This is a genomic window from Bacillus sp. SIMBA_026 (genome assembly GCF_046535335.1).
Classification (GTDB): domain Bacteria; phylum Bacillota; class Bacilli; order Bacillales; family Bacillaceae; genus Bacillus; species Bacillus velezensis.
In genome coordinates, this window is sequence record NZ_JAWRWX010000001.1 from 1,698,311 (window position 1) to 1,713,710 (window position 15,400).

The window sequence follows — 15,400 nt, forward strand, 5'->3', positions numbered from 1 at the left end:
CCTCCAAAAAGATGTTTTTTCTACAGCCTATGAAGCAGAAGCAAAACGGTTTAGGCAGCTGACGGCGTCAGCGTTCCAAAACCCGCCCATTTTTTATGCCTTCAATTAAGATTCTGGCGCCTTTTGGCGTCATATGATTTCCGGAGGGATCTATCAGTCCGGATTGGATCAGCGCCCGGTCTGTATCTTTGCCGCCGTCCGCGCGTATAAAGTGTTTCCAGTTATCCACCAGCGGCACTTTCAACTCAGCTGCAACCTGCCTCGTAACGCCGTTATAGGAATTATGCCATTTTCTCGCGCCGCCTTTTTCTTTAAAGGCTGAGGCTTTATATCTCGAATAGTAATAGAGATGATGCGTTCCGTTTCCTTCTATAACCGGGATGCACGTCATTAAAATCGGCTTTATGCCGTGATTTCTGCTTTCGTTTATGAAATAAGTCAGGTTTTCTTTAAACCGTTTCTTTGATACCCGCGGCTGATCGCCCGTCAAAATGCCCGCATCATTTGTTCCGAACATGATAAATAAATATTGGGGCTTACGGTCCAGCACGTCGCTTTGAAAGCGCAGGCGCGCATCCTCAGTCGTCTGGCCGCCTATTCCCGCATTTATAACCGTAAGACGGCCGCGTTCCGCTGTTTTTAAAATGTTTACCCACTGCTGCGCCTTCGGATAATCACGATAATCCCAGTTGGAACCTCGCGTATTGCTGTCGCCGAACGCGACAACACTTTTTTCTTTGCCCGCGACGCATCCTGATAACAGACAGATTATCGTAATAAAAAGAACAGCAAACTTCATTTTCTCTCCCCCCAAACCTTACCTCCTATGGTACACATCTCTTTGGCGGCTTTCAACGCGGCGCTCTCTTTACTGGATATGAAAAGGACCGGAATCCTGTCCGATCAAATCCGAAACCTTAACAAACGTGTAGCCCTGCTTTTTCAGCTTGGGAATGATTTCTTTCAAAGCCTCAACCGTCTGGCGCCGGTTTCCTCCGCCGTCATGCAGAAGAACGATATCTCCATCTCTGGCATGTGAAACAACGTGCCTGACGATTTTTCCTTTCCCGGGCCTTTTCCAGTCTCTCGGGTCTTGGTTCCATGACCACATGATGATATGATAGCCCTCTTTTAAGATGCTTTTGAAAGCCGTATGATTCAGCGACCCTCCCGGCGGGCGGAATAACTTGTCCCCTTCCGGCTGAAGCGATGTGATATGATGCGCGGAGCTGTGAAGCTCTTGTAAAATGTCTTTGCGTTTCAGACGGTGAAAATAAACATGGTTCATCGTATGGTTGCCGATTTCATGCCCTTCTTCAACGATGCGTTTTGCCGTTATGGGGTATTTGTCTATACGGCTCCCGACACAAAAAAAGGTTGCTTTAACATTGTGCTGTTTCAGCACGTCTAACACAGCCTCCGTATAGACAGGATGGGGGCCGTCATCGAAGGTTAAAGATAGTTTCTTTTTTTCAGACCTTATATCCCAGTACACGTTTCCCGTCTTCTCCATGTCACTTCTTTTTAAAGATTTCGCATCGGCGGACACGGCCGTGAGACTCGTGAGGACGCATATCATGATGATCAGATGAAAGCATCTCAACGTTTACACCTCCAGTAAACACTACTGTTAACGTGTCCCCTTTTATAAAAAATGATTCTCTGCATCAAATGATTTACATCACCCGCTTCCCGCTTGTTTTTGTCCAAATCCGGGTGCAGCCGTTTCTCATCAAACGGCAAATGCTGATAAACAAATACGCTTATCGGACAGCTTATTTTAATAGAAGGAGATAGATTTGTGCTGTATACTAAATGAAAAGAGGTGAACGTGCAGATGATAAAAAAGGGATTCAGTCTTGCCGTCATCATTGCTGTCGTAATGATCGGCTTTATGCAAAAAGACGTCTGGCTCAGCATGATTCGCGCGGGCGGCATGTACGCCGTGCTTATGAGTATCCTTCTGGTCGCAGCTGACGTATTTTTTCCGATCGTTCCATTCGCCATTATCGCGGCCTTAAACGGAGCGGTTTTCGGGATTGTAAACGGGGTGTGGATTACATTGTCAGGCGCGATGCTCGGAACAATGGCATTGTTTTTTCTCGTCCGGTACGGATTCAGAGACTGGGCCAGAAAAAAGCTGCTGGCTTACCCGGCAGCGGCCCAATATGAAGATTCATTTCATCAGCACGCGTTTACGGCGGTGCTTTTCGGGCGGCTGATTCCAATTATACCGTCGCTTGCCATGAATACCGTCTGCGGGTTGAGTAATATCCGATGGCCGATCTTTTTTTCTGCGTCGGTGCTCGGCAAAATTCCGAACATTGTGATCGTGACCGTCGCAGGCGCTTCATTTACAAGCAACAAACTGCTGTCTTTCGGGATTTACGGAATGTATATGCTCGTCTTAATGGCGGTCATTTATAAGAAGTTTCCCGGCCTTTTAAAAACAACGAAAAAATGAAGCGCGTACCGCCCCCTATTCCGGCGGTACGGCTCCTCTCATTCTGAACCGACCACTACCATGTTTTTCTTTCTGTAAAATGACAATGCCGCTCTGAAAAACTGACTCACGTATTGATGCAGTTTCGTTCCGCACCCCCTTCCCCTCTGCTGCTCAGCAATATAGTAAAGGTGCACATAACCGATTTTTTGGCTGCGGTAAAATTTGATGGAAGCTTCAAGCTGTCCGATCGGCTGCCCGTTATGAAAAAGCAGCATAAAACCGTCGGGAAAGCATTTGATTTGGGATGACAGCCACCTGAGATATTCATCCTTATTAAAATGATCCGCCGTGCCAAAGCTGACGAAAAACGAATCCTCACGAAACGAAACGGCCGTCTCTTTATGTTTGTTTAAATTGATCCGCTTGAAATACATCAGGAGTCCTCCTTTTTGCGGCCGCAAATAAGAACGAGCATAAAACGGCTGCCAACGCCAGCATAACAGCAGCGCCTGCGATGACAATGCCGCGGACGGAAGAACTGACAGAAGCCGCTCCGAAAACCGCCGTTACTACTATAATGAAGACGGCTTCGACTAATGAATAAAAGCTCCCCACTCTCCCCATGATGTCCACCGGAACATTCTTTTGATAAAACGTCAGAAAGCCTGTATTGGCAAACGCCAGAAAAAAAGCTAGAAGGAAAAATCCGAAAGCAGCCATCCAAAAAACGTCAGAAAACGCATAAATCATATATCCGGCCGCTGTGAATAAAGAGCCCATTCCCATCAATAAAGAAGCCGGCATTTTTTTATTAAAGAACACATTGACAAGCGCCCCCGCAATAATGCCTGCCCCTGAGACACTGACGAGAAAACCGTAATCGGCATCAGTCAGCTGAAGAACCTCTTTTGCAAAAGCGGCTTCAAGCGAATCAAGCGCTGATGGCATAACGGTCATGACCAGACTGAATAAAAAATAAATGATCATGACGTTTCGCGCTGTTCGGCTGAAGCGATAGACGAGCTTCCAATCTTGTTTGTAAACTGCCAAAGAAAGCTTCTGTGCGGGAGAATGTACGTGAGGCTCATTTTCAAGGTTCGGCAGCATCATCGTAATGAAACCGGACAGCACTAAAGCCGCCGCATTCACCCAAATCGCAAAAATCGGCGTGCCGGCAATAAAAAGCAGCCCGGCCGCAGCCGGTCCGAGGAGAAAAGCCCCTGATTCCGACAAAGCCCTTAGTGAATTGAATCGTTTTCTCCTTTCAGCCGGGATAAGCATCGTCACATACGCCATGGAACACGGACGAAACATCGCATTGGCCATTTGAATCAAAAATACGATACAATAAACGGAAAATAAAGACCGTGCAGTAAACATCAGCGGCAGAACGGCAATGAGTGCAGCCCGGATGAAATCAAGCGACATCATCATATTCCGTTTGTTGCACCGGTCGATGATGCTGCCCGCCCACCCATTTGTCATCAAAACAGCCGCAGGCCTGATTAAATAAAGGATGGAAACCGCAAAAGCAGACCCCGTTTCTTTTAAGACAATAAGATTAAGAGACAAAAAATAAATCCATTCACCAATATTTGCTATCCCGATTCCGGTTAACAGAAGCATCGGGTACCGCCAAGACTTCAGGTTTTTCATCTTATCCCTCCCTTAGAAATAAAAAACGCCCTCAAGACAATAAAGTCTTGAGGACGGGAAACAGCCCGCTATGCCACCTCAATTCGGTTTGGTGCCGGCCTTGCCGGGTACAAAGCTTACTCGGTAACAGGAGTATCCGCCGCATCATCCTCGTGTTGCATGATTCCGATGCGAAGCTAAGAGGTTTGTTTCAACACATCCATTCATACTCCTTCACAGCTCCCGGAGCTCTCTGTCATGAATGATATCTGTCTACTCGTCTCTTCAGCGCTTTTCAGTTATATTGTTTTCACCCTTACTTTTTTTAACAATATACAGGCTCAATCAGCAAAAATCAAGAGGCTGTAAGAAATAAAACCCAATTTTGATTAATTTCCCTGTACAGACACAAACAGCCCTACCGACACATACAGTTACATATAGGCGATTGCCTACATAACTTTGTGGAGGTGAGGATGGTGACAGGTGTTTTTGCAGCGCTCGGGTTTATTGTGAAAGAACTTGTGTTTTTAGTATCATACGTGAAAAATAATGCCTTTCCACAACCGCTCTCAAGTAATGAGGAGAAAAAATACTTAGACCTTATGGCTGAAGGAGATGAACACGCCCGGAACATGCTGATCGAACATAATCTCCGTTTAGTCGCCCATATTGTGAAAAAATTCGAAAACACGGGAGAGGACGCAGAAGATCTGATCTCCATCGGTACAATCGGGCTGATTAAAGGAATTGAAAGCTATTCAGCCGGAAAAGGCACGAAGCTTGCCACATATGCCGCACGATGTATTGAAAATGAGATTTTAATGCATCTGCGCGCATTGAAAAAAACGAAAAAAGACGTCTCCCTTCATGATCCGATCGGCCAGGATAAAGAAGGGAATGAAATAAGCCTGATCGATGTCCTCAAGTCGGAAAGCGAAGATGTGATTGACACTATTCAGCTCAACATGGAACTTGAAAAGGTCAAAAAATATATCGACATTTTAGACGACCGCGAAAAAGAAGTCATCGTCGGCCGCTTCGGGCTTGATTTAAAAAAAGAAAAAACGCAGCGCGAGATCGCAAAGGAGCTCGGCATTTCAAGGAGTTACGTGTCACGGATTGAAAAACGCGCATTGATGAAGATGTTTCATGAGTTTTACCGGGCGGAGAAGGAGAAGCGGAAGAAGAAGGGAAAGTGAGCGAAAAGCCGGATCTGACATCCCGGCTTTTTCTATTTTATCTTTTTCAATCATGACTATAAACAGAATATGCGTAGCGCTCAGTATGAAGGGACAAATATACAAACTGTTTAATCGCGTCAAGGCCTGTGATGATTTCATTTGTGATACGGCCATTTTCAAAATCAATTTTGTAGGTTTGCGAGGTCTCTATAACTTCGCTGTCATCTTCAATATCATCAAATTCAATTTCTGAGGAAAGGGTCATGATAAGATCACTCCTATAATGTTCCTCCATTTATTGATTGAATGAACCATAATAAAAACCGCTCCTAAAGAGCGGTTTTAACATATAGGAAGTAATCATTCTAAGAAGAAATCGAAAGGGATTTATTTACTGCTTTTTGAGCATGGATTAAAGTCGTATCAAATAATGGCACTTTTGAATCCTCTGCCTTTACTAATAGGCCAATTTCAGTGCATCCAAGAATGATTCCTTCTGCTCCTTTATCCACCAAATTATTTATGATCTTCTTATAAATGTTTTTGGAAGACTGTTTAATTTCACCCAGACATAGTTCTTGATAAATAATATTATTTATTAATTCTCTTTCATCATCATCAGGAACAATGACATTAATCGCATGAGACGCAATACGTGATTTATAAAAATCTTGTTCCATCGTATATTTAGTACCTAGCAATCCTACTGAGCGAATGTCTTGTCTAATAATTTGTTCTGCAGTTGCATCGGCAATATGCAAAATAGGTATAGTGATCATTTCTTGGATATATCCAAGAACTTTATGCATAGTATTTGTACATATTACAATAAAATCTGCACCTGCTTTTTCTAATGATCTTGCAACTTGACCTAAAGCTTCACCTGCTTTATCCCAAGCTCCTATGGATTGATAATGTTCAATTTCCTTAAAATCAACACTGTATAAAAGGCATTTTGCCGAGTGAAGCCCTCCTAACTTCTTTTTTATTTCTTCATTGATAATTCGATAATACTCAGCTGAAGATTCCCAACTCATTCCGCCAATAAGACCAATAGTTTTCATAACCCACCTCGGATGAAATTTTCAAAATATTATAGTTATTCTATAGCATAGATTAGGTCTTTACAATTATTTATTTTTTCAGGATTATTATCATTAAATTTTATCGAGAATAAAAAATGATTGTCCGCCTTTTAAGGAGAAAACCATCAAATTCTCACCCATTTTCAGTTCTTCATCTTCTCCAGAGCGCAACCGTTTAGGAATAATAATCAAATCAGCAGGTATTATTAATTTGTCATTTTCATTAAGCCTTATTTCAATAGATGAAACGGAAATCACTTCAGCCGGCATAATATCCACCGGTGACTCACATTCAATAAAGTAAGAATATAGAAAAAGAGATATGACAGTTATGAAAATATCATTTTTCTCATTCGTTACTGCATTTTGGTATCAAATGACTTGACTTATAAGTCCTTAACTTGCGTCCTCTCTCAAACGATTCAACGCCGGGCGCTCTAAAAAGCTCCTCAGAAAATCCTTCACAGGCATACTTCATTCCCTGCTTTCTTTATGCAGACCTCGATCTGGCTGAAAGAAAAACTAGTTACTGATTAGTAACTAGTTTTTATCTTAAAAGATTCAAATATTAGGTTTCAGATTTTCTGGTTTAACCATCTCATCAAATTGTTCTTCCGTTAAAATGTAAGTTGCACGCAGTCTTTTTAGCATTAACCCTTCCTTATGAACAAACTTGGAATTTTCGAATAATTTTCATACCCGATAAGGTTCTAATTCTCTAAGTTTTCGTATCAATATTCTCTGTGTAATCCATGGGATTAACCTTTTAAGTTCATTAAACCTAACTGTTTTATTAGACAAAGCTTACAGGTCGAATTTCATGGCGCCTATCGATTTTACAATTTCTAGATCCTGGTACGACCCGAAAAGACTTTCTCCTTTATCAAGGGTGGAAATTTTTTCGATATCCTCTTAGCTCAACAAAAAAATAAAACCTAGTTGAAACTTTACAAGACAAGCTGAATTGACTATAGTCTAATTAGACTAAAATATTGATGTAAAGAAGTGAAAAATTAGATGATAAAGTCTTTTTTAATGTTGGGGCAGTCGAATATGGCGGGTCGTGGATTTTTGAATGAAGTAGACCCTATCTATAATGAAAAAATAAAAATGCTGCGCAATGGACAGTGGCAGATGATGACAGAGCCGATTAATTACGACCGTCCGGTTTCCGGTGTTGGCTTGGCGGCATCTTTTGCAGATGCATGGTCGAAAGCTCATCCCGATGAAGAAATTGGCTTGATCCCGTGTGCGGAAGGTGGCAGTTCATTGAATGACTGGCATCCGGAAGGCATCCTTTTTCAGCATGCTTTGTCCGAAGCCCGCTTCGCCCTCCGATCCAGTCAAATTTGCGGAATCCTTTGGCACCAAGGTGAGAGTGACAGTTATCGTTCGCTGCATGAATCTTATTACGAGAAATTAACTCTTATCATCAAGACGCTAAGAAACGAGTTGGAATTAGATGAGGTACCGTTGATTATTGGAGGGCTTGGTGACTTTCTTGGGAAGACCGGTTTTGGACAGCACGCGACTGAATTTCGACAGGTTAATGAACAATTGCTGCGTTTTGCTAATGAACAACAGAATTGTTATTTTGTTACTGCGGCAGGTCTGACTGCGAATCCTGATGGCATTCATTTAGACGCAGCTTCACAACGCAAATTCGGTTACCGCTATTTCGAGGCTTTTTCGAAAAAGCACCATATCCTGAAACCCATTTCGGGAGAGGAGCAATCACTGAAAGTGAATGGTGACTATTCTAAAACAGAACAGATTTACCTTCATAGTATGGATTTGGCTTCGGGTGAAATCACGTACGCGGAATTTGAGGCGCGGATGGCGAAGGTGATGAAACCATGATTCCCTTACTTATCCTTGGCTTGCTCATCCAAAACCCCGGAGCTCACGGCTATGAACTTCTGGCCTTAATGGAAAAACGTCATTACAAATACATTGTTAACTTCACGAAAGGTTCATTTTATTACAATCTGCAGCAACTTGAAGAAAAGTGTTTGATTGAACAGATTCAGCAGAAACCCTCAACCAGCGGGCGTGAAATCCGTAACTTTAAAGTCACAGATTCGGGAAGGGCAGAATTTGAAAAATTAATGATCAAATACGGCACCAAAACGGAATATGTGAACCTGCAATTTTATGGGGCGTTACTCTTTGCCGATGAATTCGACAAAAGTAAATTACTGGATCTGATCCAATCACAAATCGATCAGACTAAAACTCGAATCGAGCTCCTTGATGAATACCTGTCCACCACTCAAGAAATTCCCGGCACAATCAATTACTTTCGCCGTATGAACGAAAATTCCCGTTCACATCACTTGGTTAATTTAGAGTGGTTCGAGAAATTGAAAGCAGAAATAGAGTGAACTATTGCAAAATAAAAAATGCAATGTTGCATATATAAGAATATTAGTTACCTACATATAAAACCTGTGTCGCAGATATCTAGTAACACCATTGATACAGGTTTTATACTCCTTCTTTAATTAAACCAGTAATAGGGTTGTCAACACTTGCCCCAAACAAGAGCAAGTGAATCTGCTGCGTGTTCTTCTTTTTCAATCCGTATGAATAACCGCTTTTTTACACCTATTCAGTATTCAAGTAAGTCATAGGACATTGCAGTGGCGTATCGGTATAAAGTGAACTAATTTATTAATGTTCAACAACAGAATTTCGTCTATTGACAATAAAGAATGCACAAATCATTGCAAGAATGGCCATCGCCCACCAGAACGTTGAGATCGCCTGATCATGATCGATGATTATCAAACGAATGACAGCCGTGATGCCAATATAAATAAAGTAGCGAAGCGGGAAATGAAAGTCTGATTTGAAGTATTTGATAATCAAAGCAATGAACTCAAAATACATGAAGAATATAAGCAGTTCCCCAAGCATCTCATAATAGCTGTCCACTTTGTTGAACAGTGACTTGTATACGAATTGCACAATGTACCATGTCTCGCTGATCAGAAGTCCGCTTAAGGCTATCGCCAGGAAGAACAGGCAGACATTGAGAAGCGCTTGTAACAGGTAAGGCGCCTTTTTAAAATTGTTGGAAAATCTCATCTTGTTGTCTCCTATTTCAATATTTTCGTCGTTTTGATTCGCAGCCTACATCTTTCTGTTCCAAAATCGCAGCACGATGCAGTACTTGGAATTCTTTTGTATACTGTGAAACTGCCCCTGCATGCGGGACATCATTCGCGCAATGCTTCTTTCACCGAGTCCGTTGCTTTCCGGCGTTACATCCGCAAGTTTAATCGTATTGCTGATATGAATCTCAAATATTTCTTGATCCGATACAAACGTGATGCTGATTTCTTCTTCCGGATCTGCGTATTTAAATAAGTTTGACATCACATTATCAAATACACGACCAAGCTCCTCCAAATTCACGTTAATATAGGTTTCCGGCAGCTCGCCTGAAATATGGACCCGGAAATGCTCCTGATGAAGGATAGCAATCTGATCTGATATTAGATCGTAGATCACTTCTTTCACTGCAACGGTCTCCAGCTCGGCCTCATGTTCCTTATTCAGCAGGAAATACGCAAACAGATTGTCAGACAAGTTTTTTAATTGCAGTGCTTTACCATAAGCATTGGCTACATAACGATCTTTGCTGGCACCCGCTTCGCCTCCTTCTTTTTTGGCAAACTCCAGATTCATGATCAGCGACGTCAGCGGTGTGCGCATATCGTGCGACATTTCGGTAACCAGGCTGCGGCTCTCTGCTTGCAATTTCTCGATCGCTTTAAGTTTGTCCAAGAAAGCTTTCCGCAGATCCTCAATGCTCTTTGCAATCATCGCTAATTCATCATGCCCTTTTATCGTCATCTCGTAGTCCATCTGGCCCCCTTCAAGAATATGAATCTCTTGGTGAAGCGTTTTAAGGTAGCGAAGACTTTGGCGAATGCCCAAGAGAACAATGATTAAAAAGATGAGGGTTGCACCGAGCAAATCCAATGTAAAGGCCAGATCATAATATCGGGAAGAGTAGAAACCGTCGATAATGACTCGTCCTTCACCATCGCTGAACTTGACAGGATGTGAATGATTTTGAGCATACTGAGTCAGCTTTTCCTTTCCATAATCCGATTCGGAATAAACGGAATCATATTGCAGCTCCTGATCCTTGAATATGGTGAGGTTAATGTAATTTTCTTTTTTGACCCACTCGCCAAACGCTTTTCTATCCGATGTAGACAACCCATTTTCTGAAACGTACTGACTGAATTTTTGAATGTATCTCGCTGACTCCTTGTGATAATACTCATCCGAACTCAGATATCCCTCGATCAGATCATCTGTAATCTTTTGCAACGTCAGAAAGGTTACACCGCTCACAATCGCAGCAACCATGATCAGCAAAGCCAGTTTTTTGGTTAGCGTGAATTTACGATGTGCCAAATCGATATCCTCTTCCCCATTCAGTTTTTATATAAACCGGACGTGCCGGATCATCCTCAATTTTGGAGCGCAGTTTCCGAATATGCACCATCACCGTATTGTTAGAACAGTAAAAGTAAGGCTGTCCCCACACACTCTCATATATATTTTGAGCAGAAAATATTTTGTTGCGTTTGCTCATCAGCAGTTTCAAGATACGATATTCCAGATCTGACAGCTTGATTTGCTGCTCCTCTTTCCAAACCTCATTAAATTCTTCGCTCACTCTCAGTTTGCCCCCGATAAGAAATGTTTCTTCCTGTTCCTTCTTTTCCTGATAGATTGTATATCTGCGTAATTGGGCAATCACTCTAGCGTGAAGTTCCTCTTCCGAGAAGGGTTTAGTCATATAATCATCGCCGCCGGCGAGTAATCCCTCAGTTTTATCGAGTGTACTCGATCTGGCCGTCAGAAACAGAATTGGGACGTTAGAGGTTTCCCTGATGTGCTGACAGGTTTCGATTCCCGAAATGCCCGGCATCATAATATCCAAAATAACCAAATCAAGCGAATCATTCACAAGTTGCAATGCTCGCTTTCCATCCTTGGCTCTTAGCACCTCGTAGCCTGCTCGCATAAGGGATTCCTCCAAAAGATCACCAATATCATGATCATCCTCTACGACTAATATTCGATGGGTCATGCCTCTTTCACCTCATGATTCTTGATGTTATTTCTCGTGTGACCTTACTATATATCATTCATAAGTAACGTACGTTATAAGATACTACGTAAATCTTAACAGTTTATGAAAGCTGATGTCCGCCACAATTTTGTCACATTTTAAAAAAAATGATGAACCTTCATAAATTGTTAAGATTCTGTCTTTATATTTATCCATTGTAAGGCTCGAGTTTTTCAGATCCGCACTGCACATTGCAATGGTAAATGGGAAAGGAGTATTGATATGATTGTACAAAAAGAAGAACGCGGGCAACCAGTGAGTCTGCGGGAACGGGTTCATTTTCTGGATATCGTACGTGGATTTGCCTTGCTTGGCATTATTATTGTCAACTATTTTCTGATCGCAGATTCAGTAAAGGGATTCGAAATGGCCTCCGATGACGTCCTGCACAATCTGGTTTCCTGGTTTGCCGAAGGGAAATTCGTTACATTATTCTCCTTCTTGTTCGGAGTTGGGTTTATGATCTTTATGGATCGAGCCGCGCAGAAGGTAGATAGTCCCAACAAGCTGTTTGCCCGTAGGTTATCTATTCTGTTGGGATTTGGCATTTTGCACATCACATTTGTTTGGGTCGGTGACATATTGACCTTTTACGCCGTAAGCGGCTTCCTGTTACTCGCCTTCTATAAACGCACGGCCAAAACGGTGCTTAGATGGATTATCGCACTTATCGTGTTTCAATTCCTGACTCCTGTTTTCACAATGTTGTACAATGTCATCAATACTGCAGGGTCAAAAAACCCGAATTTTTCAGAGTTTACTTTATTTAGCCACACAAGCCTTACCTACATGGAATCCATCAGCACTCGGTGGACAGATATGGTCACGATGGCGGCTGGCTCTTTCTCTATGATCTATTCCATGTTTCTCATGTTTCTGCTGGGCGTGTACTTTGTTAAGATGGAATTTTTCAAAGACATGGAAGCGAAAAAGTTCATATGGAAGCGTATCTGGATCATCAGCACAATCGCTTTTCTAATAACACAAAGCAGTATATTACTAGACATGTTTAATCTTTCTGAGAATATGCTGTGGAAGGACATTTCCTCTGTCTTGGGTCAAAATGGCGGCTTAACCGGAAGTATGTTTTATATGAGCACTTTTGCAATGCTGTTTCTGTACGTTCCTCAGCTGCGAGGCCTTATGATGATCTTCACCAAAGTCGGACGGATGTCATTGACCTGTTATCTGCTTCACTCTATCATTGGAACAGTTCTGTTCCTCAGGTACGGATTCGGGCTTGCGGATCATATTCAATCCGCCGGCACGTTCATGTTCAGTCTGGCCGTGTACTTCGTGCTTATGAGCTTTAGTACATTGTGGTTGAAACGGTTTAAGTACGGTCCGATGGAATTGATATGGCGCAAGCTGACGTACGGCAATGTAAATGGAAGTCCTAAAGCAACTCCGCTGCATTCGGAAAAATCTATTCCGAAATAACCCCCTTGCACAGATTGCATAACTTCAAATTAGTGTTGTTGAATGAAGCGAGCATTAAACGGACAGATTTGATATATGGACTAGTTATTTTTATATCATTTAGGCTTCTTTGGGCTAATAAATCCACCAGAGTTTACTCAATGTGCATTGCTCATGATCGAAAGTAAATTGAATCTTTTACGCATGTTCATAGTCAAAGGCGGCCCATTCGACTATTTTTGTAACTTTTCGCAGGAAAAATTCGAGAATGATGACAAATCCCGCATACGACACTTAATACGGTAGTGAACGATAGTAAATAAGGGTTACATGCAGCTTGTTTTCCAATGAAACAAAGAAAAAATACAAAAAGACAGGAGAAAGCTTTTGAAGTATTTTAACGCCAAATTTACCGCGGAAGAAAAAGCGGCAGAGCAGCTGGAATGTTTTACTGAACGACTGAACTTGTTATTTCAGCAACTGAAGGAGTGAGCAATCATGAAAACAAAAAAGGAACCAAAAGTTATTCTGGAACCAGCAAAGGAATCTGATCTGCCAGAATTCCAAAAAAATTACAAGAAGCCTTTGCGATCGCCGTGATTGAAACGTTCGGTGATTGCGAAGATGGACCGATTCCATCGGACAATGATGTTCAGGAGACTTTCGACGCTCCCGGAGCAGTCGTATATCATATTCTTCGGGATGGTGAGAAGGTAGGTGGTGCAGTAGTACGTATCAACAGCGAAACACATCATAATTCGCTAGATTTATTCTATGTATCTCCAGAACATCACAGCCAGGGGATTGGTCTTTCTGCTTGGAAAGCCATAGAAGCACAGTATCCGGATACTGTGCTTTGGGAAACCGTGACACCTTATTTTGAAAAGCGAAATATCAACTTCTATGTGAATAAGTGCGGATTCCATATCGTAGAGTTCTACAATGAACATCACTCTGATCCGCATATGCATCGCAATGGACGCGAAGATGACAAGCCCCTGCCGGATGATGATGACTTTTTCAGATTTGTAAAGATTATAAAAAAAAAGGACTAAACAATTGAACACTGCGATATGCCGCAGAAAGTTGCCGGTAACTTTTTTAAAGATATTTGTTTGGATCGAAAAAATTCTAAGTTAACCAATAATTCCCTATGTTTACAGAGTTGATTAATAAACGATACGAGGGATAAACGGATAAAGCCTTCCCCTTCTTTTTGAGGAGAAAGTATTAAAGGTGGAAAGCCCTTCTCGTTATGAGAGGGCTTTAATTCGGTCTGAAAATGAAATGGAGAATAAAAATAAACAAAGAAATAATTAATTAAGTGATGAACGATTTATACGAATTTTAGAGAAATACTCCAACGGAGAACTTAACGAAGAACAAATCACTTCTCTATTGTGGGATGCTGCCGAAAATAAATCACTTCACAACAGAGAAACTGAAAGCGGTATAAAAAAACAGCTCCGTTAAAATGGCCGGAACTGCCTTTGAATTTTGGATTTTGCAGTTATCTCCATCCGTTAGTTTGAATTCAGATAATCCAAGACACGGTCAACTCTTTCATTTACTGAGTAATCTCCTTCAATTTTTAACAACGGACAAGATAAATCTGCCATCCAATGTTCGTGTAAAGCTTTGCTTCTAACTTCCATTCCGGCATTATCATATAAAGAAGCCCACTCTAAAAATGTTTTTGATTGTTCATATTTACTGCCGCCGGCTAACACTTCGTTTCCATAACGCTGAAATTCCCTCTGCCTTAATCTCTCAAGCCGTATATCTTGCGGAATCCATAAGAAGATGACAAGGTCAAAATAACTTTTTAGATCATCGCCCCAGCCGCACACTGCGCCAGAAAGAATCCATTTCTCATTTATTGTAAAGTCTTTTTCAAGCAGCTTTCTTCTTTCAGGAATTTCTCTTTTCTTAGTGAATTTATCTGTCCAATAGTAATCATCAGTATCAAGATGCGTATGAGGCAAATGCTTTGATAATGCAACACCCAATGTTGAAGTTCCGACTCCGGAGGCTCCCAGTATGTGAATATTTTTTTTCATAGTTCCCTCTCCTTATAAAGCAACGAAACTCCCTGTCCGCTGCACAAGGTTCTTACTATTATTTTAATATAAATCCCCAAAAACCTTTACTTTGCCAAGGGAATCCAAATGCGTGTTAAAACCATACTGCTTACGAACTTCATGGTCATTTTCAAACAGAATAATTAACTTTCTCTCCGGGTTATTTTAATATCCTCTTACACTTTCTCAAAAGTCTCGATTGGCAGTGAAAACTTGGTTGTTTTCTCGTTACGATAATTGATCATAATCTCAATTTGATTATTTTTTTGTTCAAACTCAATAAGTGCATTCTCCCATTTATCTCTGATTGAAATGATACAATTTCCATTTTTCTTTTCCTTTTTCTTATAAATGTAATTCACTTTAACTCCCTTTTCATTGATCGCCAAAAG

The 15,400-nt window shown here is 41.5% G+C and carries 17 protein-coding genes and 4 pseudogenes; 6 read left to right on the plus strand and 15 right to left on the minus strand.

All coding sequences use genetic code 11. From position 1 onward, the window contains the following. Window positions 1–67: 67 nt before the first annotated feature. Window positions 68–799, minus strand: coding sequence for an SGNH/GDSL hydrolase family protein (locus SB847_RS08145; RefSeq protein WP_410561447.1), 732 nt, complete (start codon window positions 797–799; stop codon window positions 68–70). Window positions 800–868: 69 nt separating this feature from the next. Continuing rightward, the gene (locus tag SB847_RS08150) at window positions 869–1,603 is read right to left on the minus strand and encodes a polysaccharide deacetylase family protein (protein WP_007612700.1); all 735 of its coding nucleotides are present in this window, start codon (window positions 1,601–1,603) and stop codon (window positions 869–871) included. 234 nt (window positions 1,604–1,837) lie between these two features. Between SB847_RS08150 and SB847_RS08155 the strand changes: the two genes are divergently transcribed. Further along, window positions 1,838–2,464, plus strand: a complete 627-nt coding sequence (locus SB847_RS08155; RefSeq protein WP_012118035.1) for a TVP38/TMEM64 family protein — start codon at window positions 1,838–1,840, stop codon at window positions 2,462–2,464. Between the two features lie 38 nt (window positions 2,465–2,502). Here the strand turns inward: SB847_RS08155 and SB847_RS08160 are convergent, their stop codons facing one another. Then, on the minus strand, window positions 2,503–2,880 hold the full coding sequence (locus tag SB847_RS08160) for a GNAT family N-acetyltransferase (RefSeq protein WP_410561445.1): 378 nt from the start codon (window positions 2,878–2,880) through the stop codon (window positions 2,503–2,505). Then, window positions 2,846–4,102: an MFS transporter gene (locus SB847_RS08165; protein WP_410561443.1), complete on the minus strand. Its 1,257-nt coding sequence runs from the start codon at window positions 4,100–4,102 to the stop codon at window positions 2,846–2,848. Before SB847_RS08165 ends, SB847_RS08160 begins: the two co-directional genes overlap by 35 nt. Window positions 4,103–4,557: 455 nt before the next feature. Between SB847_RS08165 and sigK the strand changes: the two genes are divergently transcribed. Next, a complete protein-coding gene (gene sigK / locus SB847_RS08170) occupies window positions 4,558–5,283 on the plus strand; it encodes an RNA polymerase sporulation sigma factor SigK (protein WP_170919558.1) in 726 nt (241 codons plus the stop codon). A 49-nt stretch (window positions 5,284–5,332) separates the two neighbouring features. Here sigK and SB847_RS08175 read toward each other — a convergent pair. The 6 genes and pseudogenes from SB847_RS08175 to SB847_RS08200 all read right to left on the minus strand — a co-directional run. Further along, window positions 5,333–5,530: pseudogene (locus tag SB847_RS08175) on the minus strand (DUF2634 domain-containing protein); the annotation flags it as partial. A gap of 100 nt (window positions 5,531–5,630) precedes the next feature. Next, complete coding sequence (locus tag SB847_RS08180; RefSeq protein WP_032873937.1) at window positions 5,631–6,329, minus strand: aspartate/glutamate racemase family protein; 699 nt, start codon at window positions 6,327–6,329, stop codon at window positions 5,631–5,633. A 93-nt stretch (window positions 6,330–6,422) separates the two neighbouring features. Further along, on the minus strand, window positions 6,423–6,689 hold the full coding sequence (locus tag SB847_RS08185; protein WP_045555123.1) for a DUF2577 family protein: 267 nt from the start codon (window positions 6,687–6,689) through the stop codon (window positions 6,423–6,425). Window positions 6,690–6,749: 60 nt separating this feature from the next. Then, window positions 6,750–6,862, minus strand: a pseudogene (locus tag SB847_RS08190) (recombinase family protein); the annotation flags it as partial. Window positions 6,863–6,911: 49 nt separating this feature from the next. After that, window positions 6,912–7,054, minus strand: a pseudogene (locus SB847_RS08195) (class II fumarate hydratase); the annotation flags it as partial. After that, entirely contained in the window at window positions 7,044–7,151 is a 108-nt protein-coding gene (locus SB847_RS08200) for a winged helix-turn-helix transcriptional regulator (RefSeq protein WP_074534277.1), read from the minus strand. The pseudogene SB847_RS08195 and the gene SB847_RS08200, both read right to left, overlap by 11 nt. Window positions 7,152–7,367: 216 nt before the next feature. Here SB847_RS08200 and SB847_RS08205 point away from each other — a divergent pair, with 216 nt between their 5' ends. Further along, complete coding sequence (locus SB847_RS08205) at window positions 7,368–8,210, plus strand: sialate O-acetylesterase (RefSeq protein WP_410561441.1); 843 nt, start codon at window positions 7,368–7,370, stop codon at window positions 8,208–8,210. Continuing rightward, window positions 8,207–8,734, plus strand: coding sequence for a PadR family transcriptional regulator (locus tag SB847_RS08210; protein WP_410561440.1), 528 nt, complete (start codon window positions 8,207–8,209; stop codon window positions 8,732–8,734). Before SB847_RS08205 ends, SB847_RS08210 begins: the two co-directional genes overlap by 4 nt. A gap of 289 nt (window positions 8,735–9,023) precedes the next feature. On the opposite strand, the gene psiE is transcribed toward SB847_RS08210, so the two are convergent. From psiE to yrkP, 3 genes are read right to left on the minus strand one after another with little or no spacing between them, the layout of a single operon-like run. Further along, window positions 9,024–9,440, minus strand: a complete 417-nt coding sequence (gene psiE / locus SB847_RS08215) for a phosphate-starvation-inducible protein PsiE (RefSeq protein ID WP_012118039.1) — start codon at window positions 9,438–9,440, stop codon at window positions 9,024–9,026. Window positions 9,441–9,485: 45 nt separating this feature from the next. Then, window positions 9,486–10,784, minus strand: coding sequence for a two-component system sensor histidine kinase YrkQ (yrkQ, locus tag SB847_RS08220; RefSeq protein ID WP_410561437.1), 1,299 nt, complete (start codon window positions 10,782–10,784; stop codon window positions 9,486–9,488). Beyond that, window positions 10,771–11,466, minus strand: a complete 696-nt coding sequence (gene yrkP / locus SB847_RS08225) for a two-component response regulator YrkP (protein ID WP_015417875.1) — start codon at window positions 11,464–11,466, stop codon at window positions 10,771–10,773. The genes yrkQ and yrkP overlap by 14 nt, the downstream gene beginning before the upstream one ends. A 264-nt stretch (window positions 11,467–11,730) precedes the next feature. On the opposite strand from yrkP, the gene SB847_RS08230 reads away from it, so the two are divergent. Beyond that, the gene (locus SB847_RS08230) at window positions 11,731–12,948 is read left to right on the plus strand and encodes a DUF418 domain-containing protein (RefSeq protein ID WP_285979225.1); all 1,218 of its coding nucleotides are present in this window, start codon (window positions 11,731–11,733) and stop codon (window positions 12,946–12,948) included. 477 nt (window positions 12,949–13,425) lie between these two features. Beyond that, window positions 13,426–13,982 (plus strand): annotated as a pseudogene (locus tag SB847_RS08235) (GNAT family N-acetyltransferase). 468 nt (window positions 13,983–14,450) lie between these two features. Here SB847_RS08235 and SB847_RS08240 read toward each other — a convergent pair. Then, window positions 14,451–14,987, minus strand: a complete 537-nt coding sequence (locus tag SB847_RS08240; RefSeq protein ID WP_007612719.1) for an ATP-binding protein — start codon at window positions 14,985–14,987, stop codon at window positions 14,451–14,453. A 197-nt stretch (window positions 14,988–15,184) separates the two neighbouring features. Further along, the gene (locus tag SB847_RS08245; RefSeq protein ID WP_032874143.1) at window positions 15,185–15,370 is read right to left on the minus strand and encodes a hypothetical protein; all 186 of its coding nucleotides are present in this window, start codon (window positions 15,368–15,370) and stop codon (window positions 15,185–15,187) included. Window positions 15,371–15,400: the final 30 nt, after the last annotated feature.

Bases quoted from the DNA above. Each gene is read 5' to 3' on its own strand.
- SB847_RS08145 (WP_410561447.1), bottom strand. From the start codon at position 799: ATGAAGTTTGCTGTTCTTTTTATTACGATAATCTGTCTGTTATCAGGA.
- SB847_RS08155 (WP_012118035.1), top strand. From the start codon at position 1,838: ATGATAAAAAAGGGATTCAGTCTTGCCGTCATCATTGCTGTCGTAATG.
- SB847_RS08160 (WP_410561445.1), bottom strand. From the start codon at position 2,880: ATGTATTTCAAGCGGATCAATTTAAACAAACATAAAGAGACGGCCGTT.
- SB847_RS08165 (WP_410561443.1), bottom strand. From the start codon at position 4,102: ATGAAAAACCTGAAGTCTTGGCGGTACCCGATGCTTCTGTTAACCGGA.
- sigK (WP_170919558.1), top strand. From the start codon at position 4,558: ATGGTGACAGGTGTTTTTGCAGCGCTCGGGTTTATTGTGAAAGAACTT.
- SB847_RS08180 (WP_032873937.1), bottom strand. From the start codon at position 6,329: ATGAAAACTATTGGTCTTATTGGCGGAATGAGTTGGGAATCTTCAGCT.
- SB847_RS08205 (WP_410561441.1), top strand. From the start codon at position 7,368: ATGATAAAGTCTTTTTTAATGTTGGGGCAGTCGAATATGGCGGGTCGT.
- SB847_RS08210 (WP_410561440.1), top strand. From the start codon at position 8,207: ATGATTCCCTTACTTATCCTTGGCTTGCTCATCCAAAACCCCGGAGCT.
- psiE (WP_012118039.1), bottom strand. From the start codon at position 9,440: ATGAGATTTTCCAACAATTTTAAAAAGGCGCCTTACCTGTTACAAGCG.
- yrkP (WP_015417875.1), bottom strand. From the start codon at position 11,466: ATGACCCATCGAATATTAGTCGTAGAGGATGATCATGATATTGGTGAT.
- SB847_RS08230 (WP_285979225.1), top strand. From the start codon at position 11,731: ATGATTGTACAAAAAGAAGAACGCGGGCAACCAGTGAGTCTGCGGGAA.
- SB847_RS08240 (WP_007612719.1), bottom strand. From the start codon at position 14,987: ATGAAAAAAAATATTCACATACTGGGAGCCTCCGGAGTCGGAACTTCA.